14 protein-coding genes and 1 tRNA gene are annotated in these 16573 nt (G+C 66.0%); 10 read left to right on the forward strand and 5 right to left on the reverse strand.

What is annotated here, in order from left to right; translation table 11 throughout:
• Positions 1-446 precede the first annotated feature (446 nt).
• From AC5Y7D_RS00415 to AC5Y7D_RS00425, 3 genes are all read left to right on the forward strand, one after another.
• Positions 447-1007, forward strand: a complete 561-nt coding sequence (locus AC5Y7D_RS00415) for a hypothetical protein (RefSeq protein ID WP_499920435.1) — start codon at positions 447-449, stop codon at positions 1005-1007.
• Between the two features lie 117 nt (positions 1008-1124).
• Positions 1125-2468, forward strand: a complete 1344-nt coding sequence (locus tag AC5Y7D_RS00420) for a Dyp-type peroxidase (protein WP_499920437.1) — start codon at positions 1125-1127, stop codon at positions 2466-2468.
• The gene (locus AC5Y7D_RS00425) at positions 2465-3472 is read left to right on the forward strand and encodes a hypothetical protein (protein ID WP_499920439.1); all 1008 of its coding nucleotides are present in this window, start codon (positions 2465-2467) and stop codon (positions 3470-3472) included. Before AC5Y7D_RS00420 ends, AC5Y7D_RS00425 begins: the two co-directional genes overlap by 4 nt.
• 109 nt (positions 3473-3581) lie before the next feature.
• Here the strand turns inward: AC5Y7D_RS00425 and AC5Y7D_RS00430 are convergent.
• The 4 genes from AC5Y7D_RS00430 to AC5Y7D_RS00445 all read right to left on the reverse strand — a co-directional run bounded on the left by AC5Y7D_RS00430 (position 3582) and on the right by AC5Y7D_RS00445 (position 5242).
• A tRNA-Val gene (locus tag AC5Y7D_RS00430) sits at positions 3582-3653 on the reverse strand.
• Between the two features lie 48 nt (positions 3654-3701).
• Positions 3702-4163 carry a peroxiredoxin gene (locus tag AC5Y7D_RS00435; RefSeq protein WP_499920441.1) on the reverse strand — a complete coding sequence of 154 codons (462 nt, stop codon included), beginning with the start codon at positions 4161-4163 and terminating at the stop codon, positions 3702-3704.
• The gene (locus AC5Y7D_RS00440) at positions 4163-4573 is read right to left on the reverse strand and encodes a DUF3052 domain-containing protein (protein WP_499920443.1); all 411 of its coding nucleotides are present in this window, start codon (positions 4571-4573) and stop codon (positions 4163-4165) included. The genes AC5Y7D_RS00435 and AC5Y7D_RS00440 overlap by 1 nt, the downstream gene beginning before the upstream one ends.
• Before the next feature lie 84 nt (positions 4574-4657).
• Positions 4658-5242: an Rv2240c family protein gene (locus AC5Y7D_RS00445; protein ID WP_499920445.1), complete on the reverse strand. Its 585-nt coding sequence runs from the start codon at positions 5240-5242 to the stop codon at positions 4658-4660.
• A 160-nt stretch (positions 5243-5402) separates the two neighbouring features.
• On the opposite strand from AC5Y7D_RS00445, the gene aceE reads away from it, so the two are divergent.
• From aceE to AC5Y7D_RS00480, 7 genes are all read left to right on the forward strand, one after another.
• Positions 5403-8204 carry a pyruvate dehydrogenase (acetyl-transferring), homodimeric type gene (gene aceE / locus AC5Y7D_RS00450; RefSeq protein WP_499920447.1) on the forward strand — a complete coding sequence of 934 codons (2802 nt, stop codon included), beginning with the start codon at positions 5403-5405 and terminating at the stop codon, positions 8202-8204.
• A 113-nt stretch (positions 8205-8317) separates the two neighbouring features.
• Positions 8318-9631 carry a PucR family transcriptional regulator gene (locus AC5Y7D_RS00455; protein ID WP_499920929.1) on the forward strand — a complete coding sequence of 438 codons (1314 nt, stop codon included), beginning with the start codon at positions 8318-8320 and terminating at the stop codon, positions 9629-9631.
• A 140-nt stretch (positions 9632-9771) separates the two neighbouring features.
• On the forward strand, positions 9772-10680 hold the full coding sequence (locus AC5Y7D_RS00460) for an ACP S-malonyltransferase (RefSeq protein ID WP_499920449.1): 909 nt from the start codon (positions 9772-9774) through the stop codon (positions 10678-10680).
• Between the two features lie 74 nt (positions 10681-10754).
• Entirely contained in the window at positions 10755-11096 is a 342-nt protein-coding gene (acpM, locus tag AC5Y7D_RS00465; RefSeq protein WP_499920451.1) for a meromycolate extension acyl carrier protein AcpM, read from the forward strand.
• Positions 11093-12343 (forward strand): 3-oxoacyl-ACP synthase KasA, encoded by a 1251-nt coding sequence (kasA, locus tag AC5Y7D_RS00470; protein WP_499920453.1) that lies wholly within the window; start codon positions 11093-11095, stop codon positions 12341-12343. Before acpM ends, kasA begins: the two co-directional genes overlap by 4 nt.
• A gap of 26 nt (positions 12344-12369) precedes the next feature.
• Positions 12370-13623, forward strand: a complete 1254-nt coding sequence (gene kasB, locus AC5Y7D_RS00475) for a 3-oxoacyl-ACP synthase KasB (protein ID WP_499920455.1) — start codon at positions 12370-12372, stop codon at positions 13621-13623.
• A 71-nt stretch (positions 13624-13694) separates the two neighbouring features.
• Entirely contained in the window at positions 13695-15116 is a 1422-nt protein-coding gene (locus AC5Y7D_RS00480) for an acyl-CoA carboxylase subunit beta (RefSeq protein WP_499920457.1), read from the forward strand.
• Positions 15117-15203: 87 nt separating this feature from the next.
• On the opposite strand, the gene AC5Y7D_RS00485 is transcribed toward AC5Y7D_RS00480, so the two are convergent.
• A complete protein-coding gene (locus tag AC5Y7D_RS00485) occupies positions 15204-16529 on the reverse strand; it encodes an MFS transporter (protein ID WP_499920931.1) in 1326 nt (441 codons plus the stop codon).
• Positions 16530-16573 lie beyond the last annotated feature (44 nt).

Consider the following 16573-nt stretch of genomic DNA (forward strand, 5'->3'; position numbering starts at 1 on the left):
AAGTCGGAGCAACCTTCTAAGACGGCAAGGCTAACCCGTTGTCCCACCGCTCGCCCGCCGGGGCACTCTTGGGCAACTGGCGGGCCACCGCCTCAACTGGTGCGACGTCACGCCCTGACCCGCCAGCCAACACGCCTTATGCCCATACGGTTGCCGCTGGTACGCATAAACGAATTCAACGATCTCAGCCGCCGTAAAACCCGTTGTAACCGACACACCCACTCCCTGCCGTGGTAGCAACTGACTCACAACCAGCCAGACAAAGAGGGAAATGGGTGATTTTGCGTCTGCTCGCCACCACAACAGTGGGCGCGGCTGGGCCGTCGCTTGTGTCCGCCAATCCGGCCCGCCCGGCGGGACGACGGTAGTAGCGTCGGTCCTGAGTCAGAAGTGGATCGCCGTAACCGGCGATGGCTTGACTGACTCCCCGAGCGCCGAGGGGGACGATGGGCACAATCGGTAATGACTGGACAAAGCCCGCCGCGATGGCAATCCCGAAGGAGGGATACTTCGACCTCGAGCGGGGCCGCTACGGACCTGTCTTCCCCCGCACACCCGCCTGCTACGGCTTCTCCATCATCGCCAAGGTGAAGGAAGGGCGCGAGGAAGCCGTCAGGGCGTACGGGAAGACCATCGAGGAGACGATCGCGGCGACCCCGGAGGCGCTGGCACCGCTGCGGCTGCACTACCTGCGCTGGCTGCTATTCGATGTCGGTTCGGGGTTGCACTTCCAGTATCAGGGGATCTTCGACACCGACTTCGACAAGTACACCGAGGACGCTGTCCAGCTGTTCAGCGCGACCGGTATCACCACGGTGTTCACCAACCTCGAGGGCTTCCCGGAGGACTGGAGGGAGAATCCCGAGGCATTCGTGAAGTTCGTTCGCGAACACCAGGTTCCGAGCTTCCTCGAATACGGTGAATACCCCTACGTGACTGCTGACGAGATCAAGAAGGCGCTGCGGCTCAAGGCCTCGTTTTCCACCATGCTTGACCAGATGCAATGACGCCGTCCAGGGGGCGCAGGTCACGCCGACGGGCGCGCACTTCACCGTCGCCCTTCGTCGCCTGACGACAGGCTGGCGGATCGCGGCCTGGACATGGACGAAAGGTCACCATTACCAATGACTTTGATGTCGGATGAGCTGGAAGGCGACGACATTCAGCATATCCTGCTGACCCGCACGCCGGCGATCACCGGACGCTATGAGTTCCTCACCTTCGACACCCCGGCCGGCGGTCGCGCCTGGCTCGCCGCGCTGCTCGACAAGGTCCAGTCCGCGGCAGATGTCCGCCAGACGATGGACAGTTCGGATCGGTGGGTAACGCTTGCGTTCACGTGGCAGGGTCTGCGTGCGCTCGGAGTCCCGGACGAGTCACTGGCGACATTTCCCGACGCCTTCCGTGAGGGCATGGCCGCTCGCGCCGGCATCCTTGGCGACACCGGCGCCGCCGCGCCCGAACACTGGCTCGGCGGCCTCGCGGGAGATGACCTGCACGCCATCGCGATCCTGTTCTCCCGCACCGACGAGCAGTACCAACAGTCCGTCGCCAACCACGATGCCCTGCTTGCCCGCACTGACGGCGTGCGCAGCCTGTCGCACCTCGACCTCAACGCAACGCCGCCTTTCAACTACGCACACGACCACTTCGGCTTCCGGGACCGGCTGTCCCAGCCGGTGATGAAGGGCTCCGGTGACGAGGCCACGCCAGGCTCCGGCGACCCCCTGGAGCCTGGTGAGTTCATCTTGGGTTATCGCGACGAGAACGGCCCCGTCTCTGGCCTGCCGCAACCCGACGTCCTGTCCCGAAACGGCAGTTACATGGCCTACCGCCGACTCGAGGAGCACGTCGGGCTGTTCCGCGACTACCTGAAGGACAACGCGGAGACCCCCGAAGGGGAAGAGCTGCTCGCCGCGAAGTTCATGGGCCGGTGGCGAAGTGGCGCGCCACTCGTCCTTACGCCAGACAAGGACGATCCCGAGCTCGGTGCAGACCCGATGCGCAACAACGACTTCAACTACCAGCAGATGGATCCGTTCGGGTATGCGTGCCCACTCGGTTCGCACGCCAGACGGCTCAACCCGCGTGACACCGCCCACTACATGAATCGACGCCGAATGATCCGCCGCGGCGCGACCTATGGTCCCGCGCTACCGGAAGGTACGCCCGACGACGGCGCCGAACGCGGCATCGCCGCCTTCATCATCTGCGCCGACCTGGTGCGGCAGTTCGAGTTCGCCCAGAACGTCTGGATCAACGACAGGACCTTCCACGAACTCGGCAACGAACATGACCCGATCGCCGGGACACAGGACGGAACGCTGGACTTCACCGTGCCCAAACGCCCGATCCGCAAGGTGCACAAGGGAATTCCAGCTTTCACTACCGTGCGCGGCGGCGCTTACTTCTTCCTGCCGGGGATCAGCGGCTTAGGGTATCTGGCCACACTGGGAGAAACTTCATGAGCGAACGGCCACGCACCTACAACCAGAGCCACATCGCCCGAGCCCACGATGGCCGCAGACGCATCAGCATCTACTGGACGTGGAGCTATCCCTGGGAAGCTCAGCGCGACCCCGCCGAACTGTACAACCGGTTCTCCACCATGACAGAAGTCCGAAATGCGTTGTGGCCGAATTACGAGACCGTCGAGTACGACCAAGCCCATTTCCTGCAGGGCATCGCCGGAACCCTAGAACTGTTTCACCGTTCGACCTTGGCCTTCCAGACGCTGGCCGGAGAAGTCACCGGCCATCCCGTGGCGGTCTTCCAGCGCATCGATCAGGCCGGCTATCTGCTGCCGATCGACGAGCGCATCCTCGACGACACCGACACGCTGATGGTCTTCGGCCTCGACCACCTCCTGTCTGAACAACAGGCCACCGCCGATGAGATCACGGCGATCACGCAGTGGCTGCAGCGAGAGGGCACCTGCCTGCTATTGGCACCGCACCACGACGTCGGCTTCACCGACGACTTCGACCAACGAGCGATGGAGTATGCGCACCACGGCGATCCGCTGGTGCCACGCCAGCAGCGGTTCGGCCAGTACACCCGCTCGCTGATGAACGCGCTCGGCGTCCCGGTCCATAACACGTGGGGTCTGCGGCCGGCCGTCGTCGAAGGCACCCGAGAGATCGCGCCGCTGACAGGCTCGCATGACCTCGACGAGGTGAAGCTTCTCGACAACGTCACGACCTTCAATTTCCACCCCCACCTGCCCCACTACAAGCTGACGGCTCCCGAGAGTGACGGCCTGCGAGTGCTGGGCCGACAGCGCGTTGACCCCAACCGCCCGCACCCCTTCACCGCCGACGGCAACACCGAATTCAACGCGCTGATCTGGATGCCACCTGCCGGCGAGCGCGACGGCGACATCGTGCTCATCGACTCGACGCACTTCACCACTTTGTTCGGCGGCACCGACAGCCTGCGCAACCTCTGGCACAACCTCGCCACCATGCGCTAGGTGATGCCCTTGCCTGGCCCGGCCGCCCGCTGACGCCGCGAGCAGACGCAAAATCGCCTCATTTCGGTACCGAAATGGGCGATTTTGCGTCTGCTCGCCACCACAAAAGTGGGCGCGGACGGTATCGAACCGCCGACCGCTGGTGTGTAAAACCAGAGCTCTACCACTGAGCTACGCGCCCTTATGCCCCGGGCAGGCTACACGCCCGGGCCTCCACACCTCAAAACGCTCAGGCCTGCAAAGCGGCCAGCGCCTGCCGCCACACCCCCTGATCACGAGCCTCACCGGGCTGCTTCATCTCGGCGAACCTGATGATCCCACTCTTGTCGACCACGAAGGTGCCCCGGTTGGAGATGCCGGCCGCGTCGTTGAACACCCCGTAAGCCTGGCTCACGGCACCGTGCGGCCAGAAGTCCGACAGCACCGGAAACAGGAAACCGCTCTGCACCGCCCAGATCTTGTGGGTGGGCGGTGGTCCCACCGAGATGGCCAGCGCCGCGCGGTCGTCGTTCTCGAACTCCGGCAGGTTGTCGCGCAACGCATCCAGCTCGCCCTGGCAGATCCCGGTGAACGCCAGCGGGAAGAACACCAGCAGCACGTTCTTGGCCCCGCGATAGTTGCTCAGGGAGACGGGCTGCTGGTTCTGGTCGCGCAGCGTGAAGTCGGGGGCGGTGGCTCCGACGTCAAGCATTAGCGCTTACCGGTCCGCGACTTCGGCTGCACCAACCTGCTGGCCGCCCAGTTGCCCAGGTTGACCGACGACGTCGGCATCAGCCCCGCCGTCGGCGCGGCCTCCGCGATGTCGGCGGGCAACACATGACCGGGCCGGCCGGTCTTGGGCGTCAGCACCCAGATGACGCCGTCCTCGGCCAGCGGGCTGATCGCGTCCATCAACAGGTCCACCAGGTCTCCGTCGCCGTCCCGGTACCACAGCAGGACGACGTCGACGACCTCGTCGGTGTCCTCGTCAAGCAACTCGCCGCCGCAGGCATCCTCGATATCGGCGCGGATATCGTCGTCGGTGTCCTCGTCCCAGCCCCACTCCTGGACGACTTGGTCCCGTTGGATGCCCAGTTTGCGAGCGTGATCCGCCGCGACCACAGTGGAACCTCCTAAACAACGAAGAGCAAGACAACCGAGAGCGACGAACGTAATCGTCGCACAGGCCTACCCAGCTTCATACGGCTAGCCCACGCACATTTTCAACGCCTTGGTCTTGGCGTCGTTGAGCCGGTCGACGCGGCGGTTGAACTCGCCGGTCGGGGCGTGGGTGCCGATCGCGTTGGCAACCTGCCGAGCAGCGTCGTTGTAGCTGTTCATCGCGTCGCGCATCTGGCCGGGCAACGCGTCGCTGTAGCTGTTCTCCACCGCGCTGGCGCTGGAGTTGAGCGCGTCGATGGCCGGACCTTCGGTGGGACCGGTGTTCTTGCCGCTATTGAAGGCCGCGACGAACGCGTTGACCTTGTCGATCGCTTCCTTGCTGGTGGTGGCCAGTGCGTCACACGAGGTGCGGATGGCCCTGGTGGTCACCGAGGCGATGCGCTGCGATTCCCGGACGCTGGAGGTCACCGACGACGCCGACACCGACGCCGACACCGAGGACCGGTAGGCGGGGGCGACGTTGGTGTCGGGCGCTCCGGTTCCGTCGGTGAGCTTCGTACAGCCGACAATCCCTATCGCCACCACGGCGATGGACCCGAGAGCCAAGGCGCCTCGCCTGGGGAAGGTCCCCACGCGCCTGCGAGGGACGGCACGCCATCCGATGAGCACGGGGTCTGACGTTACCGGGTCGCGATCCCATCTGCCCCACGAGCACCGACTTCGGTGTGGCACCTCCGACCGGTACACGGGTACCCGCCGGGGACGCCCGTGCGGCACGATAGAGGGACGATCACTCGAGCATCACCCCTGCCATCTACAGGAGCGGAAGTTGACCACCGAGTTCGCCCGCAACGATCTGGCCAAAAACTCAAGCAGCACAAGCGAACCCGATCGCGTAAGGGTGATCCGCGAAGGTGTGGCGTCGTATCTGCCCGACATCGATCCCGAGGAAACCTCGGAGTGGCTGGAGTCCTTCGACGATCTGCTTGCGCGGTCGGGGCCCGCGCGTGCGCGCTACCTGATGCTGCGAATGCTCGAGAGGGCCGGCGAGCAGCGGGTCGCAATCCCCGCGCTGACGTCGACCGACTACGTCAACACCATCCCCACCGAACTGGAACCGTGGTTTCCCGGTGATGAGGACGTCGAGCGCCGCTACCGCACCTGGATCAGGTGGAACGCGGCGATCATGGTGCACCGGGCGCAGCGGCCGGGGGTGGGCGTCGGCGGCCACATCTCGACGTATGCGTCCTCAGCGGCGCTCTACGAGGTCGGCTTCAACCACTTCTTCCGCGGCAAGTCGCATCCCGGCGGCGGCGACCAGGTGTTCATCCAGGGGCACGCCTCCCCGGGCATCTACGCGCGGGCTTTCCTGGAAGGACGCCTGAGCACCGACCGACTTGATGGCTTCCGCCAGGAACACAGCCACGCCGGCGGCGGATTGCCGTCCTACCCGCATCCGAGGCTGATGCCGGACTTCTGGGAGTTCCCCACGGTGTCGATGGGCCTGGGCCCGCTCAATGCCATCTATCAGGCCCGGTTCAACCACTACCTGCACGACCGGGGCATCAAGGACACCTCCGACCAGCACGTGTGGTGCTTCCTGGGCGACGGCGAGATGGACGAGCCGGAGAGCCGCGGGCTGGCCCACGTGGGCGCGCTGGAAGGCCTGGACAACCTGACTTTCGTGGTCAACTGCAACCTGCAGCGCCTCGACGGCCCGGTGCGCGGCAACGGCAAGATCATCCAGGAGCTGGAGTCGTTCTTCCGCGGCGCCGGCTGGAACGTCATCAAGGTGGTGTGGGGCCGCGAGTGGGACGCCCTGTTGCACGCCGACCGCGACGGCGCGTTGGTGAACCTGATGAACACCACGCCCGACGGTGACTACCAGACCTACAAGGCCAACGACGGCGCCTATGTGCGCGACCACTTCTTCGGCCGCGACCCGCGTACCAAGGCGCTGGTTCAGAACATGACCGACCAGGAGATCTGGAACCTCAAGCGCGGCGGGCACGACTACCGCAAGGTTTACGCCGCCTACCACGCCGCCATCGCCCACAAGGGACAGCCGACGGTGATCCTGGCCAAGACCATCAAGGGTTACTCGCTGGGCGCTCACTTCCAGGGCCGCAACGCCACCCATCAGATGAAAAAGCTTGCGCTGGAAGACCTCAAGCGGTTCCGGGACTCGATGCGGATCCCGATCAGCGACGCGCAGCTGGAAGAGGACCCCTACCTGCCGCCGTACTATCATCCCGGCCCGGACGCCCCGGAGATCCGCTACCTGCTGGATCGGCGGCGCACCCTGGGCGGGTTCCTGCCCGAGCGCCGGACCAAGGCCAAGACGCTCAAGCTGCCCGGCAGTGACGTGTACAAGGTGCTCAAGAAGGGATCGGGCAACCAAGAGGTCGCCACCACCATGGCGCTGGTGCGCACCTTCAAAGAGTTGTTGCGGGACAAGGAGATTGGTCACCGTATCGTCCCCATCATCCCCGACGAGGCGCGCACCTTCGGGATGGACTCGTGGTTCCCGTCGCTGAAGATCTACAACCGCAACGGCCAGCTGTACACCGCCGTCGACGCCGAATTGATGTTGGCGTACAAGGAAAGTCAAAAAGGGCAGATCCTGCACGAGGGCATCAACGAGGCCGGATCGGTGGGCTCGTTCACCGCGGTGGGCACCTCCTACGCCACCCACAACGAGCCGATGATTCCGGTCTACATCTTCTACTCGATGTTCGGATTCCAGCGCACCGGCGACGGCCTGTGGGCCGCTGCCGACCAGATGGCCCGCGGGTTCGTGTTGGGTGCCACCGCGGGACGCACCACATTGGTCGGCGAGGGCCTGCAGCACGCCGACGGGCATTCCCTGCTGTTGGCGGCCACCAATCCGGCCGTGGTGTCCTACGACCCCGCGTTCGCCTACGAGATCGCCTACATCGTGGAAAGCGGCCTGGCCCGGATGTTCGGCAAGAACCCGGAGAACGTCTACTTCTACATCACCCTCTACAACGAGCCCTACCCCCAGCCGCCGGAGCCGGAGAACTTCGACCCCGAGGGGCTGCTGCGCGGCATCTACCGCTACCGCGCGGCCTCGGAAAAGGATAAGGAAAAGCGCTCCTTCACTGCGCAGATCCTGGTGTCCGGGGTCGGGATGCCCTCGGCGTTGAAGGCGGCCGAGATGCTCGCCGAGGAGTGGGACGTGGCCGCCGACGTGTGGTCGGTGACCAGTTGGGGCGAGCTGAACCGCGACGGCGTGGCAGTGGAGAAGCAGCGGCTGCGCCACCCCGACAAGCCGGCGGGTGAGGCCTATGTGACGACGGTTCTCAAGGAGGCCAGGGGCCCGGTGGTCGCCGTCTCGGACTGGATGCGCGCGGTTCCCGAGCAGATCCGGCCGTGGGTGCCGGGCACCTATGTGACGTTGGGTACCGACGGGTTCGGCTTCTCCGACACCCGGCCCGCCGCACGGCGCTACTTCAACACCGACGCCGAATCGACGGTGGTCGCCGTGCTGGAAGCGCTGGCCCGCGATGGCGAAATCGACCCGTCGGTGGCCGTCGCGGCCGCCCGTCAGTACAAGATCGACGACGTCCAGGCCGCCCCCGAGCAGACCTCCGACCCGGGCGTGGCGTAATTCCGGCCGCCGAGCGTGAAGCCAGCCGCACACTCGCGGACCAGGCAGCCGAGGCCCCTTTAGCAGACTCCAACAGAAAAGGGGCGTAGCTTTTAGGAGTGAACGACAACACGATCGCTCAGCAGCTGGGCCGTCCCCGCTCACCGCTCGAGCTTTTGGACACCGTGCCCGATTCTCTGCTGCGCAGGTTGAAGCAGTACTCGGGCCGGCTGGCGACCGAAGCGGTCTCCGCCATGCAGGAGCGGCTGCCGTTCTTCACCGACCTGGAGGCCTCCCAGCGCGCCAGCGTGGCGCTGGTCGTCCAGACCGCGGTGGTCCACTTCGTCGAATGGATGCAGGACCCGCACAGCGACGTCAGCTACACCGCGAAGGCGTTCGAACTGGTGCCTCAGGACCTGACCCGGCGCATCGCCCTACGGGACACCGTGGACATGGTGCGGGTCACCATGGAGTTCTTCGAGGAAGTGGTGCCGCTGCTGGCCCGCACCGAGGAGCAGTTGACCGCGCTGACCGTCGGGATCCTGAAGTACAGCCGCGACCTGGCGTTCACCGCCGCCACTGCATACGCCGACGCCGCCGAAGCACGTGGCGCGTGGGACAGCCGGATGGAGGCCAGCGTGGTGGACGCGGTGGTCCGCGGTGACACCGGCCCGGAACTGCTTTCCCGGGCGGCCGCGCTGAACTGGGACACCACCGCACCGGCCACCGTCATCGTGGGAACACCGGCACCCGGACGCACCGGTTCCAACGGGCAAGGCGAAGGCGGCAGCGGGCGGGCCAGCCAGGACCTCCGCGATATCGCCGCCCGCCACGGCCGGGCGGCGCTCACCGACGTGCACGGCACCTGGCTGGTGGCCATCGTCTCCGGTCAACTGTCGCTCACCGACAAGTTCCTCAAGGACCTGCTGGTCGCCTTCGCCAATGAGCCGGTGGTGATCGGGCCGACCGCTCCCATGCTCACCGCGGCGTATCACAGCGCCAGCGAGGCCATTTCGGGGATGAACGCGGTCGCCGGCTGGCGCGGGGCCCCCCGCCCGGTGCTGGCCCGGGAACTGCTCCCCGAACGCGCCTTGATGGGCGATGCGTCGGCGATCGTGGCACTGCACACCGACGTGATGCGGCCGCTGGCCGACGCCGGACCGACGCTCGTCGAGACCCTGGACGCTTTCTTAGATTCGGGCGGCGCGATTGAGGCTTGTGCCAGGAAGTTGTTCGTTCATCCAAACACCGTGCGGTATCGGCTCAAGCGGATCACCGATTTCACCGGTCGTGATCCCACGCAACCACGCGATGCGTACGTGCTGCGGGTGGCCGCGACGGTAGGCCAGCTCAACTACCCGACGCAGCCGTCCAACGCCGCCAACGTGGCGGTGCCACAGCTTCCGTCGCCGGTCAGAGGCGGTTCTGGGCCCACTTCGGGCCGATAGTGATTTAGATGACAGGTAGCGGCCTGATCTCAAACATGTAGCTTACGGAGCTATTTTGTGGGATCTATACAAAAACTTAAGACGAGGTTCATAATCTGTTACACCCCGCAAATCCGTCTTCACAGTGTTCTCTTAGACACGTGATCGCTTTGCTTGCACCCGGACAGGGCTCCCAGACCGAGGGAATGCTGTCGCCGTGGCTGGAACTGCCAGGCGCAGCAGACCAGATTTCGGCGTGGTCCACGGCCAGTGGCCTGGACCTGGCGCGGCTGGGCACCACCGCGTCGACCGAGGAGATCACCGACACCGCGATCGCCCAACCGCTGATCGTCGCGGCCACCCTGCTCGCTCACCAGGAGCTGACCAGGCGCGGCCTGCTGTCCGGCCAGGACTTCGTCATCGCCGGCCACTCCGTCGGTGAGATCGCCGCCTACGCGATGGCCGGGGTGATGGCCGCCGACGACGCCGTCATGCTCGCCGCCACCCGCGGCGCCGAGATGGCCAAGGCGTGTGCCGCCGAACCCACCGGTATGTCCGCGGTACTCGGCGGAGACGAGTCGGAGGTGCTGACCCGCCTCGAGCAGCTCGACCTGGTCCCCGCCAACCGCAACGCCGCCGGGCAGATCGTCGCCGCCGGCCGGCTGACCGCCCTGGAGAAGCTTGCCGAGGACCCGCCGGCCAAGGCCCGGGTGCGCGCGCTGGGTGTGGCCGGAGCGTTCCACACCGAGTTCATGGCGCCGGCCCTGGACGGCTACGCCGCGGCGGCGGCCGGCATCGCGACCGCCGAGCCCACCGCGACGCTGCTGTCCAACTACGACGGAAAGCCGGTCGCTTCCGCCGAAGCTGCGATGAAGACTCTGGTTTCGCAGCTGACCCGGCCCGTGCGCTGGGATCTGTGCACCGCGTATCTGCGTGAGAACAATGTCACGGCGATCGTGGAGTTCCCGCCCGCGGGCACTCTCACGGGCATCGCCAAACGCGAACTTCGGGGGGTTCCGACGCGAGCCGTCAAGTCACCCGCAGATCTGGACGAGTTGGCGAATCTCTAGCCGCCGCCTCTGTCCAGAAACTTAAGAGCACGTCAAATCGGTTTACACACAACATATTACGAAGGGAACTCACTGTGGCCGTCAGTCAGGAAGAAATCATCGCCGGTATCGCCGAGATCATCGAAGAGGTCACGGGTATCGAGCCCTCCGAGGTCACCCCGGAGAAGTCGTTCGTCGACGACCTGGACATCGACTCGCTGTCGATGGTGGAGATCGCCGTGCAGACCGAGGACAAGTACGGCGTGAAGATCCCGGACGAGGACCTCGCCGGTCTGCGTACCGTCGGTGACGTCGTCGCCTACATCCAGAAGCTCGAGGAAGAGAACCCCGAGGCTGCCGAGGCGCTGCGTTCGAAGCTCGTGTCGGAGAACCCCGAGGCTGCTGCGAACGTGCAGGCGAGGCTGGAAAGCAAGTGAGCAAGCCTTCCACTGCTAATGGCGGTTACCCCAACGTTGTGGTGACCGCCGTCGCGGCGACGACCTCGATCGCGCCGGACATCGAGAGCACGTGGAAGGGCTTGCTGGCCGGCGAAAGCGGCATCCGCGTCCTCGAAGACGAGTTCATCACCAAGTGGGACCTACCGGCGAAGATCGGTGGCCACCTCAAGGAACCCGTCGACACTCATATGGGCCGTCTCGATCTGCGGCGCATGTCCTACGTCCAGCGGCTGGCCAAGTTGCTCAGCGGGCAACTGTGGGAGACCGCGGGAACCCCCGAGGTCGATCCCGACCGCTTCAGCGTCGTGGTCGGCACCGGCCTGGGCGGTGCCGAGCGGATCGTGGAGAGCTACGACCTGATGAACGAGGGTGGCCCCCGCAAGGTGTCGCCGCTCGCCGTTCAGATGATCATGCCCAACGGGGCCGCGGCGGTGGTGGGCCTGCAGCTCGGGGCCCGCGCCGGAGTGATCACTCCGGTGTCGGCCTGTTCATCGGGCTCGGAGGCCATCGCCCACGCGTGGCGTCAGATCGTGATGGGAGACGCGGACTTCGCCGTCTGCGGCGGGGTCGAAGGGCCCATCGAGGCGCTGCCGATCGCGGCGTTTTCGATGATGCGGGCCATGTCGACGCGAAACGACGAGCCGGAGCGCGCGTCGCGACCGTTCGACAAGGACCGGGACGGCTTCGTGTTCGGTGAGGCCGGGGCGCTGATGATCATCGAGACCGAGGAGCACGCCAAGGCACGCGGCGCCAAGCCGCTGGCCCGGTTGCTGGGTGCCGGCATCACGTCGGACGCCTTCCACATGGTGGCTCCGGACCCCAACGGCGAACGCGCCGGCAAGGCCATGACCCGGTCGATGGAGCTGGCGGGCCTATCCCCCAGCGACATTGACCACGTCAATGCGCACGGAACCGCGACGCCGATCGGCGATGCTGCCGAAGCCAACGCACTCAGGGCGGCCGGTTGTGAATCCGCCGCTGTGTACGCGCCGAAATCGGCGCTCGGGCACTCGATCGGCGCCGTTGGCGCGCTGGAATCGGTGCTGACGGTGTTGACCCTTCGGGACGGAGTCATACCACCGACATTGAATTACGAGACCCCAGACCCACAGATTGACCTGGATGTGGTCGCAGGCGAGCCTCGCTACGGCGAGTACCGCTACGCGATCAACAACTCCTTCGGGTTTGGCGGTCACAACGTAGCGCTCGCGTTTGGGCGTTACTAGGACGGAAGGAACGGTTCGCAAGAGCCATGACAGAGCTGGTTACCGGGAAAGCATTCCCGAATGTGGTCGTTACCGGCATTGCCATGACGACCGCCTTGGCCACCGACGCCGAGAACACGTGGAAATGTCTGCTCGACGGCCAAAGTGGGATCCGCACCCTCGAGGATGATTTCGTCGAGGAGTTCGACCTGCCGGTCAAGATCGGCGGGCACCTGCTGGAGGAGTTCGACAGTCAACTGACGCGTGTCGAGCTGCGCCGGACGGGCTACCTGCAGCGGATGTCCACCATCCTGGGGCGACGGGTGTGGGAGAACGCCGGCTCACCGGAAGTCGACACCGACCGGTTGATGGTGTCGGTCGGCACCGGACTGGGTTCGGCTGAGGAACTCGTCTTCGGATACGACGAGATGCGGGTGCGCGGCTTCCGCGCGATCTCCCCGCTGACCGTGCAGAAGTACATGCCCAACGGGGCGGCCGCGGCGATCGGCCTGGAGCGCCACGCCAAGGCCGGTGTCATGACGCCGATCTCCGCATGTGCTTCCGGGGCCGAGGGCATCGCCCGCGCCTGGCAGCAGATTGCGCTCGGTGAGGCCGACATGGCGATCTGCGGTGGGGTGGAGACCAAGATCGAGGCAGTGCCCATCGCCGGGTTCGCCAACATGCGCATCGTGATGTCCACCAAGAACGACGACCCTGCCGGTGCGTGTCGCCCGTTCGACAAGGACCGCGACGGCTTCGTGTTCGGCGAGGCCGCCGCGTTGATGGTGATCGAGACCGAGGAGCACGCCAAGGCCCGCGGCGCCAACATCCTGGCCCGCATCATGGGTGCCAGCATCACCTCGGACGGCTTCCACATGGTGGCGCCCGACCCCAATGGAATCCGGGCCGGACACGCGATCACGCGGGCGATCGAGCTGGCGGGTCTGACTCCCGCCGACATCAGTCACGTCAACGCCCACGCCACCGGCACTCAGGTCGGTGACGTGGCCGAGGGCAGGGCCATCAACAACGCGCTGGGCAGCAACAAGCCGGCGGTGTTTGCACCTAAGGGCGCTCTCGGCCACTCGGTGGGTGCGGTCGGGGCGGTGGAGTCCATCCTGACTGTGCTCGCATTGCGGGATCAGGTGATCCCGCCGACACTGAACCTGGTCAACCTCGACCCGGAGATCGACTTGGACGTGGTGTCGGGTAAGCCCCGGCCCGGTAATTACGAGTACGCGATCAACAACTCGTTCGGCTTCGGCGGTCACAACGTGGCGATCGCCTTCGGGCGTTACTAGACGGCGTCTTTAGAGAACACCAAGTACCACCGGATAAACCAGAGCAACACCCGGAAAACAGGAGACCTGCGATGACAATCATGGCCCCCGAGGCGGTTGGCGAGTCGCTCGACCCTCGCGATCCTCTGTTGCGTCTGAGCAACTTCCTCGACGACGGCAGCATCGAGCTGCTGCACGAGCGCGACCGCTCAGGGGTGCTTGCCGCCGCAGGCACCGTCAACGGCGTCCGCACCATTGCGTTTTGCACCGACGGCACGGTGATGGGTGGCGCCATGGGCGTCGAAGGATGTGCCCACATCGTCAACGCCTACGACACCGCCATCGAGGAGCAGAGCCCGATCGTGGGCATCTGGCACTCCGGCGGCGCCCGGCTGGCCGAGGGTGTGCGGGCACTGCACGCGGTGGGGCAGGTCTTCGAGGCCATGATCCGCGCGTCGGGCTACGTCCCGCAGATCTCGGTGGTCGTCGGCTTCGCCGCCGGCGGCGCCGCCTACGGGCCCGCCCTGACCGACGTCATCGTGATGGCGCCCGAAAGCCGGGTCTTCGTCACCGGACCCGACGTGGTCCGCAGCGTTACCGGCGAGGACGTCGACATGGCTTCTCTGGGTGGGCCCGAGACCCACCACAAGAAGTCCGGGGTGTGCCACATCGTCGCCGACGACGAGCTGGACGCCTACGAGCGTGGCCGCCGGCTGGTTGGATTGTTCTGCCAGCAAGGGCATTTCGACCGCAGCAAGGCCGAGGCCGGCGACACCGACATCAGGGCGCTGCTGCCCGAGTCGTCGCGACGGGCGTACGACGTGCACCCGATCGTCGCCGCAGTGCTCGACTCGGACGCGCCATTCGAGGAATTCCAGGCCAAGTGGGCGCCGTCCATGGTGGTCGGCCTCGGCCGGTTGTCGGGTCGTACGGTCGGTGTGCTGGCCAACAACCCGCTGCGGCTGGGCGGCTGCCTGAACTCCGAAAGTGCCGAGAAGGCAGCGCGTTTCGTGCGCCTGTGCGACGCGTTCGGCATCCCGCTGGTGGTCATCGTCGACGTGCCGGGGTATCTGCCCGGTGTCGACCAGGAATGGGGTGGCGTGGTGCGACGCGGCGCCAAGCTGCTGCACGCCTTCGGCGAGGCGACGGTTCCGCGCGTGACCCTGGTGACGCGAAAGATCTACGGCGGGGCCTACATTGCGATGAACTCCCGCTCACTCAACGCGACGAAGGTGTTCGCGTGGCCGGACGCCGAGGTCGCGGTGATGGGCGCCAAGGCCGCCGTCGGCATCCTGCACAAGCGCAAGCTGGCCGCCGCACCGGACCACGAGCGCGAGGCGTTGCACGACGAGTTGGCCGCCGAGCATGAGCGGATCGCCGGGGGCGTGGACAGCGCCATCGACATCGGTGTGGTGGACGAGAAGATCGACCCGTCGCACACCCGCAGCAAGCTCACCGAGGCGCTGGCTCAGGCGCCGGCGCGCCGTGGCCGCCACAAGAACATCCCGCTGTAGTCCCAGGCTCTCTACCGCGGGGTCCCCTTCCCCTGGCGAGCAGTCGCAAAATCGCACGTTTCCGGCCGGAAACGTGCGATTTTGCGTCTACTCAGCAACCTCGGCCAGGGCGCGGGCTTCGGCTTCGGTCTCGACCGCGGGACCCGACCCGGGTAGCGGCTTGCCGGCGACCTCCGGCGTGAACAACAGCGTCAGCACACCCACCACCCCGGCGAATATCAACATGTAGGCCGGCACCATCGGGTTGCCGGTGCTGGTGATCAGCGCCTGGGCGATCAACGGGGTCACGCCGCCGACGGTAGAGATCGACAGGTTGTAGGAAATGGCCAACGCCCCGTAGCGCACCCTGGTGGGAAACAGCGCCGGCAGCGCCGACGGAGTCGTGCTGTCAAAACACAGTTCCATCAGGCCGATCAGCAGCACACCGACGAACACCACGGGGTAGGCACTGCCGAAACGCATCAACAGGAAAGCCGGGATGGACGCCACGACAAGCAGTACGCAGCCCGCCCGCATGATCGGCTTGACGCCGATCCGGTCGGACAGTTTGGCGACGAACACGATCGTCGCCATCAGGATGGCCAGAGTAGCTACGATCATCACCAAGGCGGCCGTTTCTCCCACGTGCACAACCGTTTTCAGATAGGTCGGCAGGTAGCCGGTGACCATGAAATCGGCGACCTGGGAGGTCAGCACCAGGGCGGCGCAGATCAGCATCGGCCGCCACTGCTCGACCACCGTGTGCCGGAACTGGTGGCGCCGACCCTCTTCCCGCACGTCCGCCTCCAGCTGTGCGAACGCGGGTGATTCGCCCAGCCGCAGCCGCATATACAGCGCGACCAAGCCCAGCGGCGCGGCCAGCAGCAGCGGCACCCGCCAGCCCCACGCCAACCAGTCGCGCGCCGGCAGCCACGCCTGCAGCCCGGTCACCAGGAACCCGGCGACGACGAAACCGATCAGGTTGCCCAGGGGCAGAAAGCCGACCAGCATGCCGCGCTTGCGGTCGGGCGCCTGCTCGACCAGGTAGGTCATTGCGCCCACGAACTCACCGCCGGTCGACAGACCCTGAAAGACGCGGGCCACGACGAGCAGGATCGGCGCCCAGATGCCGATCGCGCTGTAGCCGGGGAGCAGGCCGCTCATCGTCGTGCCTGTCGTCATCATCAGGATGGTGATCACCAGCACCCGCTTGCGGCCGATGCGGTCGCCGAGCGGGCCGAAGATCATTCCGCCGATCGGACGCACCACGAACGCCGCCGCCAGGGTGCCGAAGGTGGCGATCAGGTGGACTGCGCTGGCGCTGTTGCCGGGGTAGAAAAGCTGCGCGATCGTGGTGGCGATGTAGCCGTAGACGCCGAAGTCGTACCACTCCATGACGTTGCCGATAGCGGTGCCGGTGATGGCCCGAGACATCGCGGCGCGATCCGTGACGGTGATCTCGTCGAGCGACCACTGCC

The organism is Mycobacterium sp. NGS49, assembly GCF_059812565.1.

Excerpts from the sequence above, each read along its gene's own strand:
- AC5Y7D_RS00420 (WP_499920437.1), top strand. The coding sequence starts at position 1,125 with ATGACTTTGATGTCGGATGAGCTGGAAGGCGACGACATTCAGCATATC.
- AC5Y7D_RS00435 (WP_499920441.1), bottom strand. The coding sequence starts at position 4,163 with ATGCTTGACGTCGGAGCCACCGCCCCCGACTTCACGCTGCGCGACCAG.
- AC5Y7D_RS00415 (WP_499920435.1), top strand. The coding sequence starts at position 447 with ATGGGCACAATCGGTAATGACTGGACAAAGCCCGCCGCGATGGCAATC.
- AC5Y7D_RS00480 (WP_499920457.1), top strand. The coding sequence starts at position 13,695 with ATGACAATCATGGCCCCCGAGGCGGTTGGCGAGTCGCTCGACCCTCGC.
- AC5Y7D_RS00425 (WP_499920439.1), top strand. The coding sequence starts at position 2,465 with ATGAGCGAACGGCCACGCACCTACAACCAGAGCCACATCGCCCGAGCC.
- kasB (WP_499920455.1), top strand. The coding sequence starts at position 12,370 with ATGACAGAGCTGGTTACCGGGAAAGCATTCCCGAATGTGGTCGTTACC.
- AC5Y7D_RS00485 (WP_499920931.1), bottom strand. The coding sequence starts at position 16,529 with ATGTCTCGGGCCATCACCGGCACCGCTATCGGCAACGTCATGGAGTGG.